At 72.5% G+C, this 18,939-nt stretch carries 16 protein-coding genes; 2 read left to right on the top strand and 14 right to left on the bottom strand.

Annotated features, from left to right (window positions below; translation table 11 throughout):
- Positions 1-48 precede the first annotated feature (48 nt).
- Entirely contained in the window at positions 49-879 is an 831-nt protein-coding gene (locus tag ACZ7CH_RS04145) for a dienelactone hydrolase family protein (protein WP_458430200.1), read from the top strand.
- A gap of 72 nt (positions 880-951) precedes the next feature.
- On the opposite strand, the gene ACZ7CH_RS04140 is transcribed toward ACZ7CH_RS04145, so the two are convergent.
- The 11 genes from ACZ7CH_RS04140 to ACZ7CH_RS04090 form a co-directional block, all read right to left on the bottom strand.
- Complete coding sequence (locus ACZ7CH_RS04140; protein WP_360395784.1) at positions 952-1,383, bottom strand: hypothetical protein; 432 nt, start codon at positions 1,381-1,383, stop codon at positions 952-954.
- A gap of 3 nt (positions 1,384-1,386) precedes the next feature.
- On the bottom strand, positions 1,387-4,059 hold the full coding sequence (locus tag ACZ7CH_RS04135) for a hypothetical protein (protein WP_470373114.1): 2,673 nt from the start codon (positions 4,057-4,059) through the stop codon (positions 1,387-1,389).
- Between the two features lie 6 nt (positions 4,060-4,065).
- The gene (locus ACZ7CH_RS04130) at positions 4,066-4,359 is read right to left on the bottom strand and encodes a hypothetical protein (protein ID WP_360395782.1); all 294 of its coding nucleotides are present in this window, start codon (positions 4,357-4,359) and stop codon (positions 4,066-4,068) included.
- 144 nt (positions 4,360-4,503) lie between these two features.
- Entirely contained in the window at positions 4,504-4,791 is a 288-nt protein-coding gene (locus ACZ7CH_RS04125) for a hypothetical protein (protein WP_470373113.1), read from the bottom strand.
- Between the two features lie 26 nt (positions 4,792-4,817).
- Positions 4,818-6,152: a phosphoglucosamine mutase gene (gene glmM / locus ACZ7CH_RS04120; RefSeq protein ID WP_458430198.1), complete on the bottom strand. Its 1,335-nt coding sequence runs from the start codon at positions 6,150-6,152 to the stop codon at positions 4,818-4,820.
- 110 nt (positions 6,153-6,262) lie between these two features.
- The gene (gene rpsI, locus ACZ7CH_RS04115; protein WP_360395777.1) at positions 6,263-6,820 is read right to left on the bottom strand and encodes a 30S ribosomal protein S9; all 558 of its coding nucleotides are present in this window, start codon (positions 6,818-6,820) and stop codon (positions 6,263-6,265) included.
- 26 nt (positions 6,821-6,846) lie between these two features.
- The gene (gene rplM / locus ACZ7CH_RS04110; RefSeq protein ID WP_360395776.1) at positions 6,847-7,290 is read right to left on the bottom strand and encodes a 50S ribosomal protein L13; all 444 of its coding nucleotides are present in this window, start codon (positions 7,288-7,290) and stop codon (positions 6,847-6,849) included.
- Positions 7,291-7,546: 256 nt separating this feature from the next.
- Positions 7,547-7,831, bottom strand: a complete 285-nt coding sequence (locus ACZ7CH_RS04105; protein WP_360395775.1) for a WXG100 family type VII secretion target — start codon at positions 7,829-7,831, stop codon at positions 7,547-7,549.
- 68 nt (positions 7,832-7,899) lie between these two features.
- On the bottom strand, positions 7,900-8,208 hold the full coding sequence (locus ACZ7CH_RS04100) for a WXG100 family type VII secretion target (RefSeq protein ID WP_360395773.1): 309 nt from the start codon (positions 8,206-8,208) through the stop codon (positions 7,900-7,902).
- Between the two features lie 148 nt (positions 8,209-8,356).
- Entirely contained in the window at positions 8,357-8,755 is a 399-nt protein-coding gene (locus ACZ7CH_RS04095) for a hypothetical protein (RefSeq protein ID WP_470373112.1), read from the bottom strand.
- A 22-nt stretch (positions 8,756-8,777) separates the two neighbouring features.
- Entirely contained in the window at positions 8,778-10,649 is a 1,872-nt protein-coding gene (locus tag ACZ7CH_RS04090) for a type VII secretion-associated protein (RefSeq protein ID WP_470373111.1), read from the bottom strand.
- Positions 10,650-10,831: 182 nt separating this feature from the next.
- On the opposite strand from ACZ7CH_RS04090, the gene ACZ7CH_RS04085 reads away from it, so the two are divergent.
- On the top strand, positions 10,832-13,549 hold the full coding sequence (locus ACZ7CH_RS04085; protein ID WP_470373110.1) for an AfsR/SARP family transcriptional regulator: 2,718 nt from the start codon (positions 10,832-10,834) through the stop codon (positions 13,547-13,549).
- Between the two features lie 3 nt (positions 13,550-13,552).
- Here ACZ7CH_RS04085 and ACZ7CH_RS04080 read toward each other — a convergent pair whose 3' ends face one another.
- From ACZ7CH_RS04080 to ACZ7CH_RS04070, 3 genes are all read right to left on the bottom strand, one after another.
- The gene (locus ACZ7CH_RS04080; RefSeq protein ID WP_470370031.1) at positions 13,553-16,252 is read right to left on the bottom strand and encodes an AfsR/SARP family transcriptional regulator; all 2,700 of its coding nucleotides are present in this window, start codon (positions 16,250-16,252) and stop codon (positions 13,553-13,555) included.
- A gap of 363 nt (positions 16,253-16,615) precedes the next feature.
- Positions 16,616-17,884: a tetratricopeptide repeat protein gene (locus ACZ7CH_RS04075; RefSeq protein ID WP_470373109.1), complete on the bottom strand. Its 1,269-nt coding sequence runs from the start codon at positions 17,882-17,884 to the stop codon at positions 16,616-16,618.
- A gap of 13 nt (positions 17,885-17,897) precedes the next feature.
- The gene (locus tag ACZ7CH_RS04070; protein ID WP_470373108.1) at positions 17,898-18,806 is read right to left on the bottom strand and encodes an AfsR/SARP family transcriptional regulator; all 909 of its coding nucleotides are present in this window, start codon (positions 18,804-18,806) and stop codon (positions 17,898-17,900) included.
- Positions 18,807-18,939 lie beyond the last annotated feature (133 nt).

The raw sequence follows: 18,939 nt of genomic DNA, 5'->3' as shown, positions 1-18,939 counted from the left end.
ACCAATCTTGGATGTGGCGCCGGCGACACCATCGACTACGGTTCAGCCATGGCTCGCCGCGTGATCACGCTGACCGCGAAACAGGCTCTCGAGCAGCTCAGCCGCCCCGGTCCCCACCCGGTGCTGCGCGGCGACCTGGCCCTCGTCGGCCTGCCCGGCGTCGTGTTCACCCCGGCCACCGGCCTCGGCCTGCCCGCGGTCGCCTTCGGGCACGGCTGGATGCAGCCGGTTCGCCGCTACCACGGCCTTTTGCGCCACCTCGCCTCGTGGGGCGTGGTCGCCGCGGCACCGGCCGTGGAACGCGGCCCGCTGCTCTCCGCACGCGTGCTGTCGGCGAACCTGCTGACCACTTTGGACATCTGCACCGGCGTCCGCCTGGGCACCGGCGACATCAGCGTCGACCCCACCCGCCTGGCCCTCGCCGGCCACTCGATGGGCGGCGGCGCGGCCGTGCTGGCGGCCTCCTCGTCCCCGAAGGTGCGGGCCGTTGTGACTTTGGCCGCAACGGAGACCCGCCCCTCGGCACTGGACGCGGCCCGCTCGGTGTCGGCCCCCGGCCTGCACCTCGCCGCGGGCGAGGACCGCATCGCCCCGCCCGTCGGTCACTCCGAGGCCATCGCGACCGCCTGGGGCGGCCCGGTGCAGCTGCGGCTGCTGCCCAAGGCCTCGCACCTCGGGTTCACAGAGGGGCGGCACTGGAGCGAGCTCATGCTCGACGGGCGCGGTGAGCGCGGCGCCCAGAAGATCGGGCGGGCGTTCGTGGCGGCGTTCCTGCTGCGGGTGCTGCTGGGTGAGCGGGCGTACGACTCGTTGCTGGACGAGGACTCGAAGGGCGCGGAGCTGGTGTTGCAGCGAGAAGGGCTGCGCAAGCCGGCCTGACGCGCAGGGGCCGTCAACGCGAACACCCCGGCCCGCTCCGCATCGCGGAACGAACCGGGGTGCACCGGTGAGTCAGCTGAGCCAGGTCTGACCGCTCAAATCGTCGTCGTCATCCGCCACCGGAGCCGGCCGACGGCTGCGCGCCGGCGGAACCGGCGGCGGAGGCGGTGGCGGTGGCGGCGTGAACTGGGGTTGTTGCGGGGGTGGGGCGTAGCTGCCGTCGTCGTCCTCGGGGCCGAAGGCCAGTTCGCCCGCGGAGCGGTCGCGCTGTTCCCACTGGGGTTTGCGCTGGGGTTTGTCGCCCTGCTTGGCGATGTTCTCCGCAGCCTCGTTGGCCGCGGCGAGGTCGCGCTGGTGCTTGTCCTCGCGGGCCTTCGCCTCGGCGGCCAGGCGGGCCTGGTCGGCTTTGAGGTCCGCCGTGATCTCGGTGTTGGCGCGGCGGGAGCGGGCGATGTTCTCGTCGAACAGCGCCTGGATCTTGGGGTCCACTTGCCCGGTCGACATGGGTCAGCGGCCTCCTCGGTCGTCACCCAGGACGGTGTGCACGGCGCTCAGCGGGTTGTTGTTGTCGCGGTCGTCGTCGAACAGGGTGCCGGTGGTGCGCCACTGGCTGGCGCCCCGTTCGGTGTCGCCGCCCTGCTGGCCGCCCGCGCCTCCGCCTGCCATGCCGCCGCCCATCATCCCGCCGCCCATCATCCCGCCGGCCGCGGCGCCCGAGGGGGCCTGGGCACCGTCCTGCATGGACGGGAGGTTCGCGGAACCGGGCTGGCCGGCCTCGGAGGTGTTCGTGGTGAAGCCGGTGCCGTTGTCGCCGGTGGACGGGGTGTTCCAGGCGCTGTCCATGGAGGAGCCGCCGAGAACGGACTCGCTGCCGCTGGAGCCGCCGCCGGTGAACGAGACGCCCGAGGTCGAGGTGCTGTCGGAGGCCTGCGCGGTGGCGAACTGCGGGCCGTCCGCCGGCATCCTCGGCTCGCCCAGGCCCGGCATGAAACCGTTGTCCTGGACGTAGTTGCGGCCCACCGCCTCCTGGAAGCCCGGGGCGTCCTGACCGGGCGGGCTCCACACCTGCTCGGCCGCGGGGGCGGGCATCGGCTGGAAGTCCGCCTGGGCCGGCATCGTCTGGAACTCGCCCTCGACCGGACGCGGGAAGTCCTGCTCAGGGATCTGCACCGGCTCGTCGAGGCGCAGGTCGTCCACCGCACCGCCACCGGAGCCACCGGCCGCTGCCGGGTTCTCGTCCTCGCCGAACGCCACGCCGATCTGGTCGGGCGTGCCGTCGCCGTTGTCCGCGGTCAGGTTGATCTCGCCGGTGTCCGGGTTCACCTCGGCGGTGAAGCTCACGCCGTCCTGCTCGATGTGGATCTTGCCGTCGGCGCCCACCTCGACCGGGATCGGGTTCGACTCCGAACCGAGGGGACCCGTGCCGGGCGCGCCACCGCCGCCGGGTGCGGGCGTCGCACCGGTCGTGGGCGTGCCGGTGGCCTGGCCGCCGGTGACCTGGCCGCCGGTGACCTGGTTCGCCAGCGCCGTCACGGCCTGGGCGCCGTTCTGGCCCATGAGCGCCTTGGCGGCCTCCGGGTTCTTGCTGAAGTCCAGGTCGTAGGTCTTCGGCTCGCCCTTCGGCGTGTCGATCGTCATCTTCACGTGCCCGTTCGAGTCGGGCTCCGTGATCTTGATCGTGTTGTCGCCCGCCTTGACCGTGACGCTCTCGAGCTCTTCCTCGGGCTTCGGCTGGTCGTCCGGCTTGCCGTCGCCGTCGAGGTCGTCGGGCTTGCCGTCGCCGTCGGTGTCGCCGGGGACGTCGGGCTTGCCGTCGCCGTCCTTGTCGAGCGGGTTCTCCGGCTTGGGGATCTCGGGCGTACCGCCGCCACCACCGCCGGGCGTGCCACCGCCGCCGCCACCGGTCGAACCACCGGGCGTGCCGCCGCCACCACCGCCGTCGGTGCCGGGCACCTGCTTGCGGCCGCCGCCGTCCTCGCTGAACGCGGGCGGGTCACCGATCTTCGCGAACGGGCTCTCCGCGGGGATCGCCGCGTTGAGCGCGGTGAACATCGTGTCGTAGTCGCTCTGCACACCGGCCTGCACCGTCTGGCAGTAGCCGTCGAACGCCTTCTTCTTGGCGTCGAACTCCTGGCAGAGCGCCCGCAGCTTGTCCTTGGCCGCGTTGATGATGCCCTCGCGGGTGTTGCTGATCCAGCTGCCCCAGCCCAGACCGGCGAGCATGCCGAGCGGGCCGCCGCAGATCGCGCCGGTGACGGCGCCGAAGAGCGGGCCGGGCACGCCGTGCAGCCAGTCGAGGACACCGCCGTCGTTCTCGAAGAGGTCGCCGTTCGCGTGCCGGATCGCGGTCTCGGCCTCCTCGACCGTCAGACCGCCGCACTTCTCCGAGTACTGGTCGTGGATCTGCTGCGCGAACTCCTTGACGTGCTTCTGCATGTTCGTCACGCCGGCGGTGATCGCACCGGGGGCCTGACCGGTCTGCTGGACGAGCGTCTTGGAGGAGCCGGCGAACTTGTCGTGGTAGCCGCGCGCCGCCTCGGCGGCCTGGCCCTCCCACGAGCCCAGCCCGTTCCACGCGCTGCCGAGCGCGTTGTCGTGGGTCTGGAGCTTCCCGACGGCTTCCTGGAGCTTCACCGAGTCCTCGCGGAACTTGGCGAACTCGATGTCGCGAACCTCGTCGTACCTGCGGTAGATGTCACCTTCGAGGTTCGGCGCTGCGCCCTGGTGACCGCACGCGGGAGCGGCCTTCTGGTAGACCGGGATGAACTTCTCGAAGAACCGCAGACCGGGTGCGCCGGCGTCGAGCAGCGTGTTGCTGCTCGGGACGTCACCCTGCTCGTTCAGGACCTTCTGGGTGGCGCCGAGCTCGCGCTCCTCCTTGGCCTTGGCGACGAGCTTGTCGGCCTCGCCGCCCTTCTTCTCCCACTGGGAGCGGTTGATCTCCTTGGCACCGACGAAGACGGTGCTGAGACCGGCCGTGGGCGCGGCGAGTGCGGCACCGAGGATGTGGCTGCCGAGGCCGGGGTCGCTGGGGACGTCGACGCCGTTCGCCTTGGCGTACCGCTCGACCTCCTCCTCCGGCGCGCCGGCACCGGCGAGCGCGGGGACGAGTGCCTTCTTGGTCTCCGGCGTGACGTTGGGGTCGTCGAGGAGCTTCTTGATCTCGTTCTGGTCGGCCACGACGCACTACCCCTTGAACTGCTGCGAAGTCTGGGACTCGTTCGACTCGTACGACTTCGCCACGTCCTTCAGCCGGGTGGCGATGTTGTTGGCCTCCTTGCCGAAGGTGTCGCAGCTGACACCCAGCCGGTCGAAGAAGCCCTTGTAGGTGGCGTGGACGGCCTGGAACTTGCGCCCGACCTGGCCGGCCCCCACGACCGGGACGATCGTCGGCTTCATCGAGATCAGTTGTGACCCCTCGGCCTCGTAGGTCCCCGCGGTCTTCGTGAGATCGCCGGACTGTACGCCGAAACCAGCCATTCCTCGCCTCCCCTAGTCCCCGATCTGACGCAGTTCGGCCTCGTCGGGTTCCGCCATACAGTGCCAGCTCCGCTCACACGCCGACCGGAGCTCCGCGATGTCGGTTGCCTTAGTAAACAGCCATTCGGCGCATTTCGCCGACGATCACCACTGGGTGGGCGGCTGCTGGCCGGGTGGCGGTCCCTGCTGCGGGTACTGGCCCTGCTGCGGGTAAGGGTGCTGGCCGGGCTGGGGGTGCTGGCCGGGCTGGGGGTGCTGGTGGCCAGGCTGCGGATACCCCTGAGGCGGGTACTGCCCGTGGTGCTGCTGCGGGAAGCCCTGAGGCGGGTACGGGGGCGGTGTCTTCTTCTTCGACGCCGAGACCACGGCGACCACCACCGCGGCCACGCCTCCCAGCAGCACCAGGAGGATCAACAGCATCATCACGCTCATGACCGGCCAGCCCCCGTCGCACGTCCTCAGTGCACCGAGGAAACCACATCCGCGAGGCGCTGCGCCGCCGACTCGGCCTGGTCGTGGCTCGTGGCCTCGACCATCACCCGCACGAGCTGCTCGGTGCCCGACGGCCGCAGGAGCACGCGGCCGGTGTCGCCCAGCTCGGCCTCCACGGCCGCGACGGCCTCGCTGACGGAGGTGGCCTTCGCCACGGCGGCCTTGTCGCCGACCTTGACGTTGATCAGGACCTGCGGCAGGCGGCGCATCACGCCGGCGAGGTCGGCGAGCGACTTGCCGGTCTCGGCCATCCGGGCCATCAGGCGCAGGGCGGTGAGCAGGCCGTCGCCGGTGGTGGCGTGCGCGGGCAGCACCACGTGGCCGGACTGCTCGCCGCCGAGCGAGTAGCCGCCGGCCTTGAGGTCCTGCAGCACGTAGCGATCGCCGACGGCGGTGGTGCGCAGCCGGATGCCGGCCTCGCGCATGGCGATGTGCAGGCCCAGGTTGCTCATCACGGTGGCGACGAGGGTGTCCTCGTACAGCTCGCCCGCGTCGCGCATCGCGACCGCGAGGACCGCCATGATCTGGTCGCCGTCGACCTCGTTGCCCTCGGCGTCCACGGCCAGGCAGCGGTCGGCGTCACCGTCGTGGGCGATGCCGAGGTCGGCGCCGTGCTCGCGGACTGCGGCGGAGATCACATCGAGGTGCGTGGAGCCGCAGCCGTCGTTGATGTTGAGGCCGTCCGGGTCCGCGTTGATCGCGACCACCTCGGCGCCCGCCCGGCGGTAGGCGTCCGGCGCGGCCACCGACGCGGCGCCGTTCGCGCAGTCCACCACGACCTTGAGGCCGTCGAGGCGGTGCGGCGTGACCTTGAGCAGGTGCTCGACGTACTGGGTCTCGGCGTCGGCGATGTCGCGGACGCGGCCGATCGCGGCACCGGTTGGGCGCTCGAAACCGGAGCCCATGCGCTGCTCGATCTCGTCCTCGACCGAGTCGGGCAGCTTGTGGCCGCCCGCGGCGAAGAGCTTGATCCCGTTGTCCGGCATGGCGTTGTGCGAGGCGGAGATCATCACGCCGATGTCGGCGCCCAGCGAGGAGACCAGGTGCGCGACGGCGGGGGTGGGCAGTGCGCCCACGCGCAGCACGTCGGCACCGGCCGAGGTGAGGCCCGCGGTGACGGCGGCGTCCAGCATCTCGCTGCTCGCCCTGGGGTCGCGGCCGACGACGGCGACCGGGCGGTGGGAACGGTCGTGTTCGGCGAGCACGCGCGCCGCCGCGGCGGCGACGGACATCGCGAGTTCGGGGGTGAGGTCGGCGTTGGCGAGACCGCGCACACCGTCGGTGCCGAACAGGCGGGCCATGAATCCTCCGAAATGGACACTGCGAGGCGACGGGAAGGACCCGGAAAACACTGCGGGAGCAGCAGTTCGAGGTGAACTGCTGCTCCCGCAGGTACAGCTGTGGAACTCGCTCAGCGCTTGGAGTACTGAGGCGCCTTGCGGGCCTTCTTCAGACCGTACTTCTTGCGCTCCTTGACCCGCGGGTCACGGGTGAGGAAGCCGGCCTTCTTCAGGACCGGGCGGTCCTCGGAGTCGACGGCGATCAGCGCACGCGCGATGGCGAGGCGCAGCGCACCGGCCTGGCCGGTGATGCCGCCGCCACGCAGGTTGGCGATGACGTCGAAGGTCTCGGGCTTCTCCGTGGTGACGAGCGGCTCCTTGATGAGCTGCTGGTGCACCTTGTTCGGGAAGTAGTCCTCGAGGGCCTTGCCGTTCAGCGTGAACTTGCCGGTGCCGGGCACGAGGCGGACGCGGACGACGGCCTCCTTGCGGCGGCCGACGGTCTGGGCCAGGTGCGGCGCACCGTTCAGCGAGGGAGCGACGACCACCGGCGCGGAGGCTTCGTCCTCGGCGACCTCGACCTCAGCCTCAGCGGCCTCGGCGTCGGCCTCGGGAGCAGCCTCGACGACCTCGGCCTCGACAACCTCCGCCTCGACGGCTTCGGGGGTCTCGTTCTCAGGGGTGGTCACAGGAACTTCCTCGGTGTACTCGTCGCTCACTGGGCGATCTTCTTGATCTCGAAGGCCTGCGGCTGCTGCGCCGCGTGCGGGTGGTTCGGTCCGCTGTAGACCTTCAGCTTGTTCGCGATCTGACGGCCAAGGCGGTTCTTGGGCAGCATGCCCTTGATCGCCTTCTCCACCAGGCGGTCCGGGCGCGTGTCCAGGACCTCGCCGAAGGACTGCTTGCGCAGACCACCGGGGAAGCCGGAGTGGCGGTACTGGAACGCCTGGTCGCGCTTCGAGCCGGTCAGAGCGACCTTGTCAGCGTTGACGATGACCACGAAGTCACCGGTGTCAACGTGAGGCGCGTAGGTCGGCTTGTGCTTGCCGCGCAGCAGCGTCGCGGCCTGGGTGGCGAGCCGGCCGAGCACCACGTCCTGGGCGTCGATCACGTGCCAGGTGCGGGTCACCTCACCGGGCTTCGGGCTGTACGTGCGCACGGAATTACCTCGTCGTCACTTGCGTCTGGGGTCACTGCGGCGGTTGCCCCAGACCGATCTTGGACGAACCAAGCGGTGGTTCCGAGACAGGCGCGGCACACACAGGCGCCAGCTACCGCACAACAACGTAAGAAGATACCGGATGGGTGGCGCGGGGACCAAAACGGCCCCTCCTACCGACCCCGCTCCGGACGTACGTGAGCCCCGGACCACGTGGTTCCGGGGCTCACGAGGGGTCTTGCCACCACGCGCGGTCTTACCAGCGCGAGACGTTCTGCTTCTCAGCCTGCTGGTACGCCTCGCCGGCCTGCTGCACGGCGGTACCGATGGCGGCGAGGACCGAGTTCAGGTCGGCCGCGGCGTTGTCCCACTTCTCCTGGGACTGCTTGTAGGTGTCCGAGCCCTCACCCTCCCAGGTGCCGAGCACGCGCACGACCTCGGCGCGGATCTCGTCCAGGACGCCGTCGATCTCCTTGGACTGCGTGGTGATGGTCGAGGCCGCCTGCGCGATCTGACCGAACTCAACCTTGATTTCACCCATTGTGGATCTCCCCTAGAAAAGTCTGTGAAGTACTGGACTGCGGAACGAGGACCTGCGGGGCAGGAGGATCAGCCGAGGCGCGCGGTGACGTTGCTCATCTCGGCCTCCTGGGCCGCTTCGTTCTGCGCGTAGACCTTCGAGGTGTCGGAGATCTGCTCGGCGATCGCGCGGAGCGCCTCCTGGACCTTCGCGGCGTCCGCGTCGAAGCGGGAGATCAGGCTCTGGAACGCGGTGTGGGCCGAGCCCTTCCACGCGGCGGAGACGGTCTCGGCGGCGTCGCGGACCTGACGGATCTTCGCCTGCGCGGTCTCGTCGGCCTCGATGATGCGCTTCGCCAGAGTGTCGAGCTCTTCGGTCGTGGTACCGAAACCAGCCATTGGGAGATGCCCCCTTCAGAGAACTTCAGGTCGTACTTCTTGGTTCGTACGCCTCTTCCGACGAGGACCCTGCCATGTCGGTTCCGCCCTGTCGCGACTTCTTTCGAAGTAGTTGCGCTAGTAAACGACGCCAGGTGAACGCACGGTGTCAGTAGAGGATTCGCGACTGCGAAAAGTCCTCGTCATCGTCACCCGCGCGGGGAAGCTGGCCACTCGGACCGGCGACCGCGGTCGAACCGGGGGTGGCGGGAACCTCAGGCCCCGGAACCGGTTGAGACGCCGCAGCGGCGAGCTCGGCGGCCTCCGGAGTCCGTTCGACGGGCAGTCCGCGCTCGGTGCGGAACCCCGTGGCGGCCTCGCGGACGTCGCCCGGCGTGGCACCGGCCGCCGGTTCCGCCCGGCGGTCACGGGCCTGCCGGGCCAGCTCGCGGGTGCGTTCCCGCAGCTCGGCGTTGCGCGCGCCGGCCTCACCGGCGGCGCGGCGTGCGCGGGTGACCGCGTGGCCGACCTCGGCGCGGAACCGGGCGAGGACCTCGTTGGCGGACATCAGGCGACTCCCCTGGTGCTGTTCACGGCTTGATGGTCAGCGAGCGGACGATCTGCTCGCAGGCGGTGCGGACGCGGTCACGGCCGGCCTCGGTCGCCTGGCAGCCCACGCTCACCTGAGCCGTACCGACGAACTGGATGTACCAGTCGACCCCGGCCCCGCCGATCTCTTCGCGATAGTGAACAACGGACTTGCCCGCGAATGTGTGGCGGTCGCTGAACGCGGCGACCTTGTCGCCCCTCTCCTCGCGCTCGCCATATTGCTTCTGCAATTCCGCGAATGCCCGCCCGCGGTCCTGGTCGCTGTTGTACTCCAGCTTTTGCTCTTGCACAGCGATGCGGTCCGCCGGGGAATCACCGGTGTTCTTTTCCCGGTCGACCGGTTGCAGGAGCACCTGCCTGGCCGCGGGTGCGCCGCCGGTCTGCTCCCAGCCGTCGGGCCGGGTGAAGCTGTAGTCGTACTGCGCGATCTGGTCCGCGGGCGGCGGGGTGGCGGTTCCCGTCCCCTCCCGGTGCTGCCACCAGAGGAACCCGCCGACGCCGGCCGCCACGAGCACGACGACCACGCCGAGCGCGATGAACAACGGCGCCTTGCTCTTCTTCTCCGGCGGCGTCATCGGCGGCGTCATCGGCGGCGTCATCGACGGGAACGACGCGGGGAACTGCGCGACCGGCGGCGGCGTGATGCGGCGGGTGATCTTGCGGGTGGTGTCGCCGGACACGCGCAGGTTGTGGGTCACCTCCCCCGAGGGGCCCCTGGACGGTGGGTGCGCCCGGTTCTGAGGTGGCTTGGCCGGCGCACCCTGCTGCGCCATGCCGCCGGTGCGCTCCGGGTCGAGGCTCACCGCGCGCAGCGCACCGCGGGCCACGACGGTCTCCGGCTGGTCGATGCTCGTCGGCACCACGCCGGTGTGCTCGTGCACGAGCCGCGCGACGAGCGGAATCCGGGACGAGCCGCCCACCAGGAACACCGCGGCCAGCTGCTGCGGCGCCAGACCGGCCTCCCGCACGGCCGAGCCCACCAGCGCCGCCGCGCCGCCCAGCGGGACCGCCACCAGCTGCTCCAGGTCGGACCGGGTGACGTGCGCGTCGGGGAACGGCGGCGGCATCGGCACGTCGGTGTAGGCGTGCCGCGACAGCGTCTCCTTGGCGCCGCGGACGTCCTGCCGCAGCACCCGCCGCTTGCGCCGGTCGGTCATCTCACGGCCCTCGACGAGCTGCCGCCACGCGTCCGGGTCCTCCGCCGACACGAGCGCGCCGACGTGCTCCAGCAACGCCTGGTCGACGTCCGCGCCGCCGAAGCCGGGGTCGCCCTTCGTCGCGAGCACCCGGAAGCTCCTGCCGGTGCGCGCGACCACGCTCGCGTCGACGGTGCCGCCGCCGAGGTCGAGCACGGCCAGCGCCGCACCGTCGGGAACGGAGTGGCTCGCGGAGTGGAAGACGGCGGCCGCCACGGGTTCCGGCACGAGCGCCAGCTCCCGCCCCAGCCCGCGCGCGGCCTGGACCAGCACGCGGGTGCGGACCGTGCCCCAGTCGGCGGGGTGGGTGAGCACGAGCAGGTCGACGGGCGCACCGCCGCCCACGCGCCGCGCCTCCCCGACCGCACGGGTCAGCACCGCGCGCACGACGTCCACGACGGGCAGCACGGTGCTGCCCAGCAGCAGCTCCCCCTCGTCCACGCGGCGCTTCGGGTGCGGCTCGTAGCGGGCCGGGTCGACCGCGGCCTGCCGCTCGGCCTCCTGCCCGACGAACAACGTCCCGTCCGCGGCCGCGAACACGGCGGACGGCACCAGCGGCTGGCCGTCGAAAACGACGACCTGCGGCTCCCTGCCGTGCACCGAGATCGCGACGCAGGTGCTCGACGTGCCGAAGTCCACCGCGACCTGGAGGCTCATGCACCATCCCCTCTTCCGCGCACATGCTTACCGGATGCGGCACAGCCGGACGACACGGATGGTCCAGGTGGCCACCGGGAGTTCACCGCGGATCACGGATTGCGACACACCGGTCACGCTGTGGGGCTTCGGGACGGGCGTGGGTCGCACCGGGACGGAGGGGCGGCCCTAAGCTCGTGCGCGTGCTGGGGGCCGAGTACCGCGTGCTGGGACCGCTGGACGTCCTCTTCGCCGGCGAAAGGGTCGTGGTGCCGGCGGGCAAGGGCCGCGTGCTGCTCGCGACGCTGCTCCTGCGGCCCAACCGGTTCGTGTCGGTCGACGAGCTGGTCGAGCGCCTCTGGGACGGTTCACCGCCCTCGATCGACCGCGCGGTCAAGACGTTGCACATGACCGTCGCGCGGCTGCGGCGGGCACTCGGGCCGGCCAACTGCGTGGTCACCACCACGAACGGCTACCTCGCCGAGGTCGAAGACCTGGACCTGCTGCGGTTCCGTGCGTTGGCGCGCACCGACCCGCACGCCGCGCTGGCGCTGTGGCGCGGTCCGCTGCTCGCCAACGTGACGTCCGACGCCCTGCACCGCGAGGACGTGCCTCGGCTCGTCGAGGAACGGCTGCTGGTGCTGGAGAAGCGCATCGAGGCCGACCTCGACGACGGCAGGGCCGGCGAGCTGGTGCCCGAGCTGCGGGCGCTGACCGCGGAGCACCCGTTGCGGGAGCGGTTCTGGGCCCAGCTGATGACCGCCCTGTACCGCTCGGACCGCCAGGCGGAGGCGCTGGAGGCGTTCAGCCGGGTCAGCCGGATGCTCGCCGACGAGCTCGGCATCGACCCCGGCACGGTGCTGCGGGAGCTGCACGGGTCGATCCTGCGCTCGGAGCCCGGCCCCGGACCCCGGCGGGCCGCCACCGGTCCCCGCCAGCTGCCACCGGACCTGCCGCGGTTCACCGGGCGGACCGAGGACCTCGCCCGGCTCGACCGGTCGCTGTCGGGAGGGCACCCGGTGGTGATCTCGGCGATCGCGGGCAGCGCCGGTGTCGGCAAGACCGCGCTCGCCGTGCACTGGGCGCACCGCGTGCAGGACCGGTTCCCGGACGGCCAGCTCGCCGTCAACCTGCGCGGGTACGACCGCGAGGAACCGCTGAGCCCGCACGACGCGCTCGACCAGCTGCTGCGCGGGCTCGGCCTGTCGTCGAAGGACATCCCGCTCGACACCGGTCAGCGCATCGGGACGTACCGCTCGCTGGTCGCCGACCGCCGCGTGCTGGTGCTGCTGGACAACGCGCGCACGGCCGAGCAGGTGCGGCCGTTGCTGCCCACCGGCGGCCGGTCCGTCGCGGTGATCACCAGCCGCTCCGACCTGCGCGGCCTGGTGGCGTTGAACGACGCCACGCTGCTGCAGCTCGGCGTGCTGCCGCTCGACGACGCGCTGGCGTTGCTGGAGAAGATGATCGGCGCCGCGCGCGTGCGCGCCGAGCAGGAGGCCACCGCGGAGCTGGCGCGGTTGTGCGTGTGCCTGCCGCTCGCGTTGCGGATCGCCGCGTCGATGCTCGCCGTCGAACCGGAGCGGTCCGTGCGCAGCCTCGTCGACCAGCTGCGGTCGGGGAACCGCCTGGCGGCGCTGGAGATCGGCGACGACCGTGAGGCGGCCGTGCGGGCCGCGTTCGACCTCTCCTGCACCGCGCTCGCGCCCGACGAACACCGCATGTTCCGGGTGCTCGGCCTGGCCCCGCGCGCCGACTTCACCCCGCGCTCCGCGGCGGCCCTGCTCGGCGTGAGCAGCGAGCGGGCGCTGGCGCTGCTGCGCACGCTGACCCGCTTCCACCTCGCGGAGGAGCACGCGCCGCAGCGGTTCTCGTTGCACGACCTGCTCTTCCTGCACGCCCGCGAGCGCGCCGACGCCGAGGAGACCGCCGAGCAGCGCAGGGCCGCCGTGGTGCGGTTCCTCGACCACCACCTGCACTCGGTCGACAACGCCGAACGCGCCCTCCGCGTCGACCGCCGCGACAAACCGCTCACCGAACGCGACCCGGTCGTCGAGGCGGCCGCGTTCACCGACCGCGAGGGCGCGCTCGCGTGGTGCCGGAACGAACACGGCCTGCTCGTCGAGCTCTGCGAGTTCGCACTGGCGGAGGGACACCTCGACCACGCGTGGATGCTGCCCGGCTGCCTGTGGAGCTACCTGCAGGTGAACGGGTCTGCCGACGACTTCTTCCGGCTCTACGCGATCGCGCTCGAAGCCGCCGAGCGGTCGGGGAACCGGTACGGCCAGTCGGTCGCGCTGCACAGCCTGGGCGTGGCGCACCGCAGGTCCGGCGACTTCGCGGAGGCGCTGCGGTCGCTCACCCTCGCCCTGGCCCTGCGGCGGGAGCACGGCGACCCGTGGACGCTCGCCACCACCGAGACCGAGCTCGCCAACGTCCACTTCGAACAGGGCGATCACCGGGAGTCGCTGCGGCACGACCGCGCGGCCGGCGAGCACTGGCGGGCGGCGGGCAACCCGCGCGGCTGGGCCAGGTCGCTGAACGCCGTCGCCATGACCCTCGTGGAGCTGGGCGAGTTCGCGGAGGCCGTCGAGACCGCCGACCGGGCCGCGGAGGTGTACGCCTCGCTGGGCGTCGTGGACGGCGCGCTGGAGGACACCAGGGCGCAGGCCAAGTTCCGGATGGGCGACCTCGACGGCGCGGTGCGGATCTACCGCGACCTGTTCGCCGGCCCGCTGCTCGACCAGGAGAGCAGCTTCACGCGCACCATGACCCTCCTCAGCGGCGCCGAGGTGTTCCGCGCGGCCGGTGACGTGACCGCCGCGCTGTCCTGCGCGCGCCAGGCCCTGGTCATCTCCGAACGCAGCGCACTGCGCAGGACGGGCGAGATCCGCGAGCTCGTCCGCGAGCTGGAGGCGTGAGCGTCAGCGGCGTTCCGGTACCAGCCCGGCGAGGCGCGCCCGCAGCCGGGTGACCGCGCGCGCGTTGCCCTGCGCCTCCCGCATGAGCAGCGCTTCCTCCAGTGCCGCAACGGCTTCCGCGGTGCGACCGCGGCGCAGGTGTGCGTCGGCGATGTTCTCGTGCGTGACGGCGCGGACGGCGTTGGGCACCTCGTCGTCGGGCAGCGCCAGCACCTGGTGGAACGTGTCCATCGCCGCGTCGACCCGGCCGAGGCGGAGCTGGAGCAGGCCGCGTGTGTCCAGTGTGGACGGGAGCAGGTGGTCGATGCCGCCGCCGGTGATCGTGGCGTACGCCTCGTCGCTCGCGGCCAGCGCGGCCTCCAGGTCCTCCAGCGCCACGAGGGTCATGGCCTGGTTGTTCAACGCCATGGCGAGCCCGGCCGGGTCGCCCTGCTCGCGGCGGCGGCGCACGGCCCGTTCGTGCAGGGAGCGCGCGGACTCCAGACGGCCCTGCCTGGCCTGGTTGACCGCCCACTGGTCGAGCGTGACGGCGATGCCGTGCAGGTGGCCGATGCCCTCCCGCACCTCCAGCGCCTCGGCGTAGGCGGTGTCGGCCTCCTCGAACGCCCCGAGCGCGCCGAGCGCGTTGCCCAGCGAGTGCAGGGTGTTGCCGACGGCGAACTGGTCCTCGGCGGCCCGTGCCGCCGCGAGCGCGACCTTGCACAGCTCGATGCGCTCGGAGGGGAGCTGGCGGAAGTTGAGGTAGCCGAACATCGTGGTGGGCAGCTGCCACGCGTGCTGGTGGTACCCGTGCTCACCGGCCAGGCGCGCGGCGGCCATCAGGTTGCGGTGCTCGGTCTCGCACCACGCGAGCGCGGCGGCCCGGTCGGCGAGCAGCGCCGGGTGCACGCCCTCGGCGAGCGGCGGCAGCGTCAGCGCGACGCGGGTGCGGCGCAGCAGCCGGTCGGCGCTCTCCGCCGTGTGCAGGTAGAAGTCCAGCAGCCGGCGCACCGCCTCGTGCCGCCCGGTGTCGGTGTCCTCGGCCACCGACCGCGTCTGCGAGTACGCCCGCAGCAGGTCGTGGCACGTGTAGCGGCCCGGTGCGCGTTCGACGGCCAGGTTCATGCGGGTGAGGACGTGCAACGACCGGCGCACCGCGGAACGGGGCCTGCCGTCGAGCGCGGCCGCCGCGTCCAGCGAGACGTCCGGGCCGGTGGCGAGCCCGAGCAGCCGGAAGAGGCGGGCCGAGTCGGGGTCGAGGCAGCGGTAGGAGGTGGCGAAGACCGTCTCCACGCCGGTGAGCAGCCCGCCGCTCGCGTCGGACAGCTCGTCGGCGAGCGCGCGCAGGGACAGCTCGGGCGCCCCGGCCGCCCGGGACGCGAGGACGGCGAGGGCGAGCGGGAGGCCGCCGCAGAACGCCACGAGGTCCGCGACCGCGTCCGGTTCGGCCCGCACCCGGTCGGCGCCGAGCCGCGCGGTGAGCAGCGCGACGGCGTCGGGCTCGGCGAGCACGTCCAGCGTCACCGGGAACGCGCCCTCCCGCACGACCAGCCCGGTGAACCGGTTGCGGCTGGTGAGCACGACCAGGCACCCGCGCCCGGCCGGCAGCAGCGGCCGGACCTGCTCGACGTCGCGGGCGTTGTCGAGCAGCACGAGCACGCGGCGGTCGGCGCTGACGCTGCGGAAGAGCGCGGCCCGTTCCGGCAGGTCCGCCGGCACCTTGCCGCCGGGCACGCCGAACGCGGCCAGGAACGAGGCCAGCACGGCGGACGGGTCGAGCGGCTGCGCGGACGGGTCGAAGCCGCGCAGGTCGACGTGGAGCTGGCCGTCGGGGAAGCGGTCGGCCACCGAGTGCGCCCAGCGGACGGCGAGCGCGGTCTTGCCGACGCCGGCCGTGCCGTCGATCGTGGCGATCACCACCGCTGTTCCCGCGTCCAGGAGCGCGGTGAGCTTCGCGAGCTCCGCGTCCCGCCCGGTGAAGTGCGCCGACGGTGCGGGCAGCTGCCGCGGCACGTCGCTGCGGGCCTCCGGGTCCTGCAACCGTTCGTGCAGCTCCCGCAGCTGCTGGCCGGGTTCGACGCCGAGCTCGTCGGCCAGGTGCGCGCGGATCTGCTCGTAGGCCGCGAGCGCGTCCCGCGGCCGGCCCGCCTGGTGCAGCGCCTGCACCAGCTGTGCCCAGAACCCCTCGCGCAACGGGTGCTCGCCGGTCAGCTCGCGCAGCTCGTCCACCAGCTCGGCACCCCGGCTCCGCGCGAGGTCGGCGTCGATCCTGCGGCCCAGCACCACCAGCCGTTCCTCGATCAGCGGCGGCACGTCCTCGCGGTGCAGGAGCACCGAGTCGACGTCCGCCGCCACCGGTCCCCGCCAGTGCGCCAGCGCCGCCGTGAACTCCCCGTCGGCCGCGAGCCGCCGGAACCGGGTCAGGTCCAGCCGCTCGGGGTCGACCTCGGCCAGGTACCCGCCGGTCGCCGTGCGCACGCAGTCCGCGTCCCCCAACGCCACCCGCAGCCGCCGCACCACCATCTGCAACGTCTTGTGCGCCCGGTCGACCGTCGGCGGCTCCCCGTCCCACAACCGGTCCACCAGCTCGTCCACCGGCACGAACCGGTTGGGCCGCAACAACAGCGTGGCGAGCAGCACCCGTCCGCGCCCGGCCGGCAACGGCACCGGCACGCCGTCACGCAGCACCTCGACCCGTCCGAGGACGCGGTACTCGACGTTCATGACTCCCTGCTCCCGTCCTCTTCGGACCCGGTGTGACCGATGTGTGAGCGCCGTGCGGCAACGTGGTGCTCGGCCGGGAACGGCAGCGACGGGAAAGCACCTGGGGGCTCGTCGCTGCCGCCCGGTGCTCGCCGCGGAGACGGCGCCCTCCCAGTCCGGCGAGCAGTGCCTGCGACCGTCCTGTCGCGACGGTGACGGGTTCACCCGGTACTCGGCTCGCACACCCCTCCACCGGCTCGAAAACCCAGTCTAGGGGCCCTGTGGTCCAGGTGTGAGCGAAGTGTGAGCGGCCCCTGGCAGAGTTCTCCTCAGCGGTGCTGGTGGCACAGTTCCTGGGGGGTCACCAGCACCGCTCACCAGTTCTCAGCGGAGCTCGGCGAGCTTGGCGCGCACCTGCTCGGCGTCGGCGTGGTCGTTGTACTCGTAGGCCTCCAGTGCCTTCGTCCACCAGCTCCGCGCCGCGTCGGGCTCGCCCAGGCCGAGGTGCGCGTCGCCGAGGGTGTTGTGCACGTCGGCGATGTGGTGCCAGGAACCCTCGGTCTCGAAGTGCCCCAGCGCGAGGTGGGCGTTCTCGACCGCGACCGCGTGGTCGCCCAGCCCCACCTGGACGCTGGCCTTCATCGCGGCGAGGAGCCCCTTCCACTCCGCGGTCATGTCGACCGCGAACTCGGCCTCCCACTCCGCGCAGCACACGAGCGCCTCCGCGTACTCGCCCAGCTTGAGGTGGTCCGCCGCGACCTGGTGCAGCGCCATCCCGGTCTGCAACGGGTACGGCGTCGGCGACGCGCGCAACGTCGTGAGCGCCTCCTTGGACACCTCCAGCGCCTCCCGCAGCCGGCCCGCCTCACCCAGCGACCACGCGAGCCCGCTCAACGCGCGCGCCTGACCGGTCACGCGACCGACCTCGCGGTACACGTCGGCGCTGCGCGCGAAGAGGTCGCTGCCGTCGTCGAAGCGGCCGGCCCGGCAGTGGGCCACGGCGAGGGTGAACTGCATCCGGGCGTCCCAGAGGCGTTCACCGGTGTGCGTGACCGCTGCCACGGCGCCCTCCATCGACCAGACCCACTCCTGCCACGGGCCGACCCGGTCGACCAGGTCGAAGGTGAACCACGGCAGCTGCCAGGCGTAGCGGTGCAGGTCCCGTTCCGCGGCCTGGACCATGATCGCGCGCAGCACGGCGCGTTCGGCGCGGAACCAGTCGTCGGCCTCCTCGCGCCCGGCCGGCAGCTCCGGCCGCGTGCCCGGTGCCGGCCGCAGCTCGATCACCGCCTGCGCCTGCCTGCGCCCGGCGAAGCAGGAGGCGTCGATCGCGACCAGCGTGTGCAGGTAGTGGTCGTACATCCGCTCGACGGCTGCCGCCCTGGACTCGGCGGGCTCCTCGGCCTCCGCCCGGTCCGCCGCGTACACGCGCAGCAGGTCGTGGCTCGTGAACCGGCCGGGCACGGGCTCGGCGAGCAGGTTCGCCTCGACCAGCTCCCGCACGTGCCGCAGCGCCTCGTCCTCGGTGAGGCCGGCGAGGCTCGCGGTGGCCGCGACGGTGATGTCCGGCCCCGGGTGCACGCCGAGCAGCCGGAACACCCGCGCGGTCGCCGGGCCGAGCTGCCGGTAGGACCACTGGAAGACGGTGCGCACGGTGGTCGCCGCGTCACCGGTGTCCAGCGTGTCGGTCCGCCGCGCCCCGCGCCCAGTGCACGGCCAGTGTCGTCTTGCCGACGCCCGCGGTTCCGGTGATCGCCGCGACCACCAGCCCGTCGCCGGCTGCCAGTCCGGTCAGGTCGCGCAGCTCGGCGGACCGCCCGACGAACCGGGGTGTCGTCGTCGGCAGCTGGCGCGGGACCGGCCGGAGCACAGCCGCCGTCCTGCGCGCCGGAACGGGACCGGCGAGCACGCGCTGGTGCACCGCCCGCAGCTCGTCACCGGGGTCGACGCCGAGCTCGTCGGCCAGCAGCGCCCGGACCTCCCGGTAGGCGGCCAGCGCGCGTTCCTGCTGCCCCGACATCGCGAGCGCCAGCACCAGCTGAGCCCAGAACGCCTCGCGGAACGGGTGCTGGGCGGTGAGGCCGCGCAGCTCGGGCACCACCTCGGCGGCCCGGCCGGCGTCGAGGTCGGCGCTGATCCGCCGTTCCAGCGCGTGCAGCCACTCCTCGGTCACCAGCGGGACGTCGTGCTGGTGCAGGGCACCGGACCGCACGTCGACGAGCATCGGCCCGCGCCACAACCGGACGGCGGCGGCCAGCTCCCCCGCCGCGACCAACCGGCGGAACCGGGTCAGGTCGAGCGCGTCCACGGCCACCTCGGCGAGGTAGCCACCGGTCGAGGTGCGCACGCAGTCCGCCTCGCCCAGCGCCCGGCGCAGCCGCATGACCACCGTGTGCAGCGTCTTGTGCGCCCGGTCCGGTGTCGGCGGCTCACCGTCCCAGAGCCGGTCGACCAGCGCGTCGATCGAGACGACCTGGTTGGGGCGCAACAACAACGTGGCGAGCAGCACTCGGCTCCGGCCGGCCGGCAGCGGCACGACGACCCCGTCGAGCAGCACCTCCAGCGGACCGAGCACCCGGTACTCGGCTAGGGCCTGTGTCGAGGTCCCGTTCGATGAGAGTCGCGCCTGAGGTGGTTCCTGGCGGTGCGGGCGACCAGCCCGCATACCGGTGTTGTATGTGGGCTGGTCGCCCGTGCCCCCAGGGGCC

It is taken from the genome of Lentzea sp. NPDC037011, from assembly GCF_055607425.1.
This window is presented reverse-complemented; position numbering and strand designations above follow the sequence as displayed.

What these genes read in the sequence shown, in the direction of transcription:
- ACZ7CH_RS04145 (WP_458430200.1), top strand. Translation starts at nt 49, where the DNA reads ATGGCTCGCCGCGTGATCACGCTGACCGCGAAACAGGCTCTCGAGCAG.
- ACZ7CH_RS04140 (WP_360395784.1), bottom strand. Translation starts at nt 1,383, where the DNA reads ATGTCGACCGGGCAAGTGGACCCCAAGATCCAGGCGCTGTTCGACGAG.
- ACZ7CH_RS04130 (WP_360395782.1), bottom strand. Translation starts at nt 4,359, where the DNA reads ATGGCTGGTTTCGGCGTACAGTCCGGCGATCTCACGAAGACCGCGGGG.
- ACZ7CH_RS04125 (WP_470373113.1), bottom strand. Translation starts at nt 4,791, where the DNA reads ATGAGCGTGATGATGCTGTTGATCCTCCTGGTGCTGCTGGGAGGCGTG.
- glmM (WP_458430198.1), bottom strand. Translation starts at nt 6,152, where the DNA reads ATGGCCCGCCTGTTCGGCACCGACGGTGTGCGCGGTCTCGCCAACGCC.
- ACZ7CH_RS04105 (WP_360395775.1), bottom strand. Translation starts at nt 7,831, where the DNA reads ATGGGTGAAATCAAGGTTGAGTTCGGTCAGATCGCGCAGGCGGCCTCG.
- ACZ7CH_RS04100 (WP_360395773.1), bottom strand. Translation starts at nt 8,208, where the DNA reads ATGGCTGGTTTCGGTACCACGACCGAAGAGCTCGACACTCTGGCGAAG.
- ACZ7CH_RS04095 (WP_470373112.1), bottom strand. Translation starts at nt 8,755, where the DNA reads ATGTCCGCCAACGAGGTCCTCGCCCGGTTCCGCGCCGAGGTCGGCCAC.
- ACZ7CH_RS04090 (WP_470373111.1), bottom strand. Translation starts at nt 10,649, where the DNA reads ATGAGCCTCCAGGTCGCGGTGGACTTCGGCACGTCGAGCACCTGCGTC.
- ACZ7CH_RS04080 (WP_470370031.1), bottom strand. Translation starts at nt 16,252, where the DNA reads ATGAACGTCGAGTACCGCGTCCTCGGACGGGTCGAGGTGCTGCGTGAC.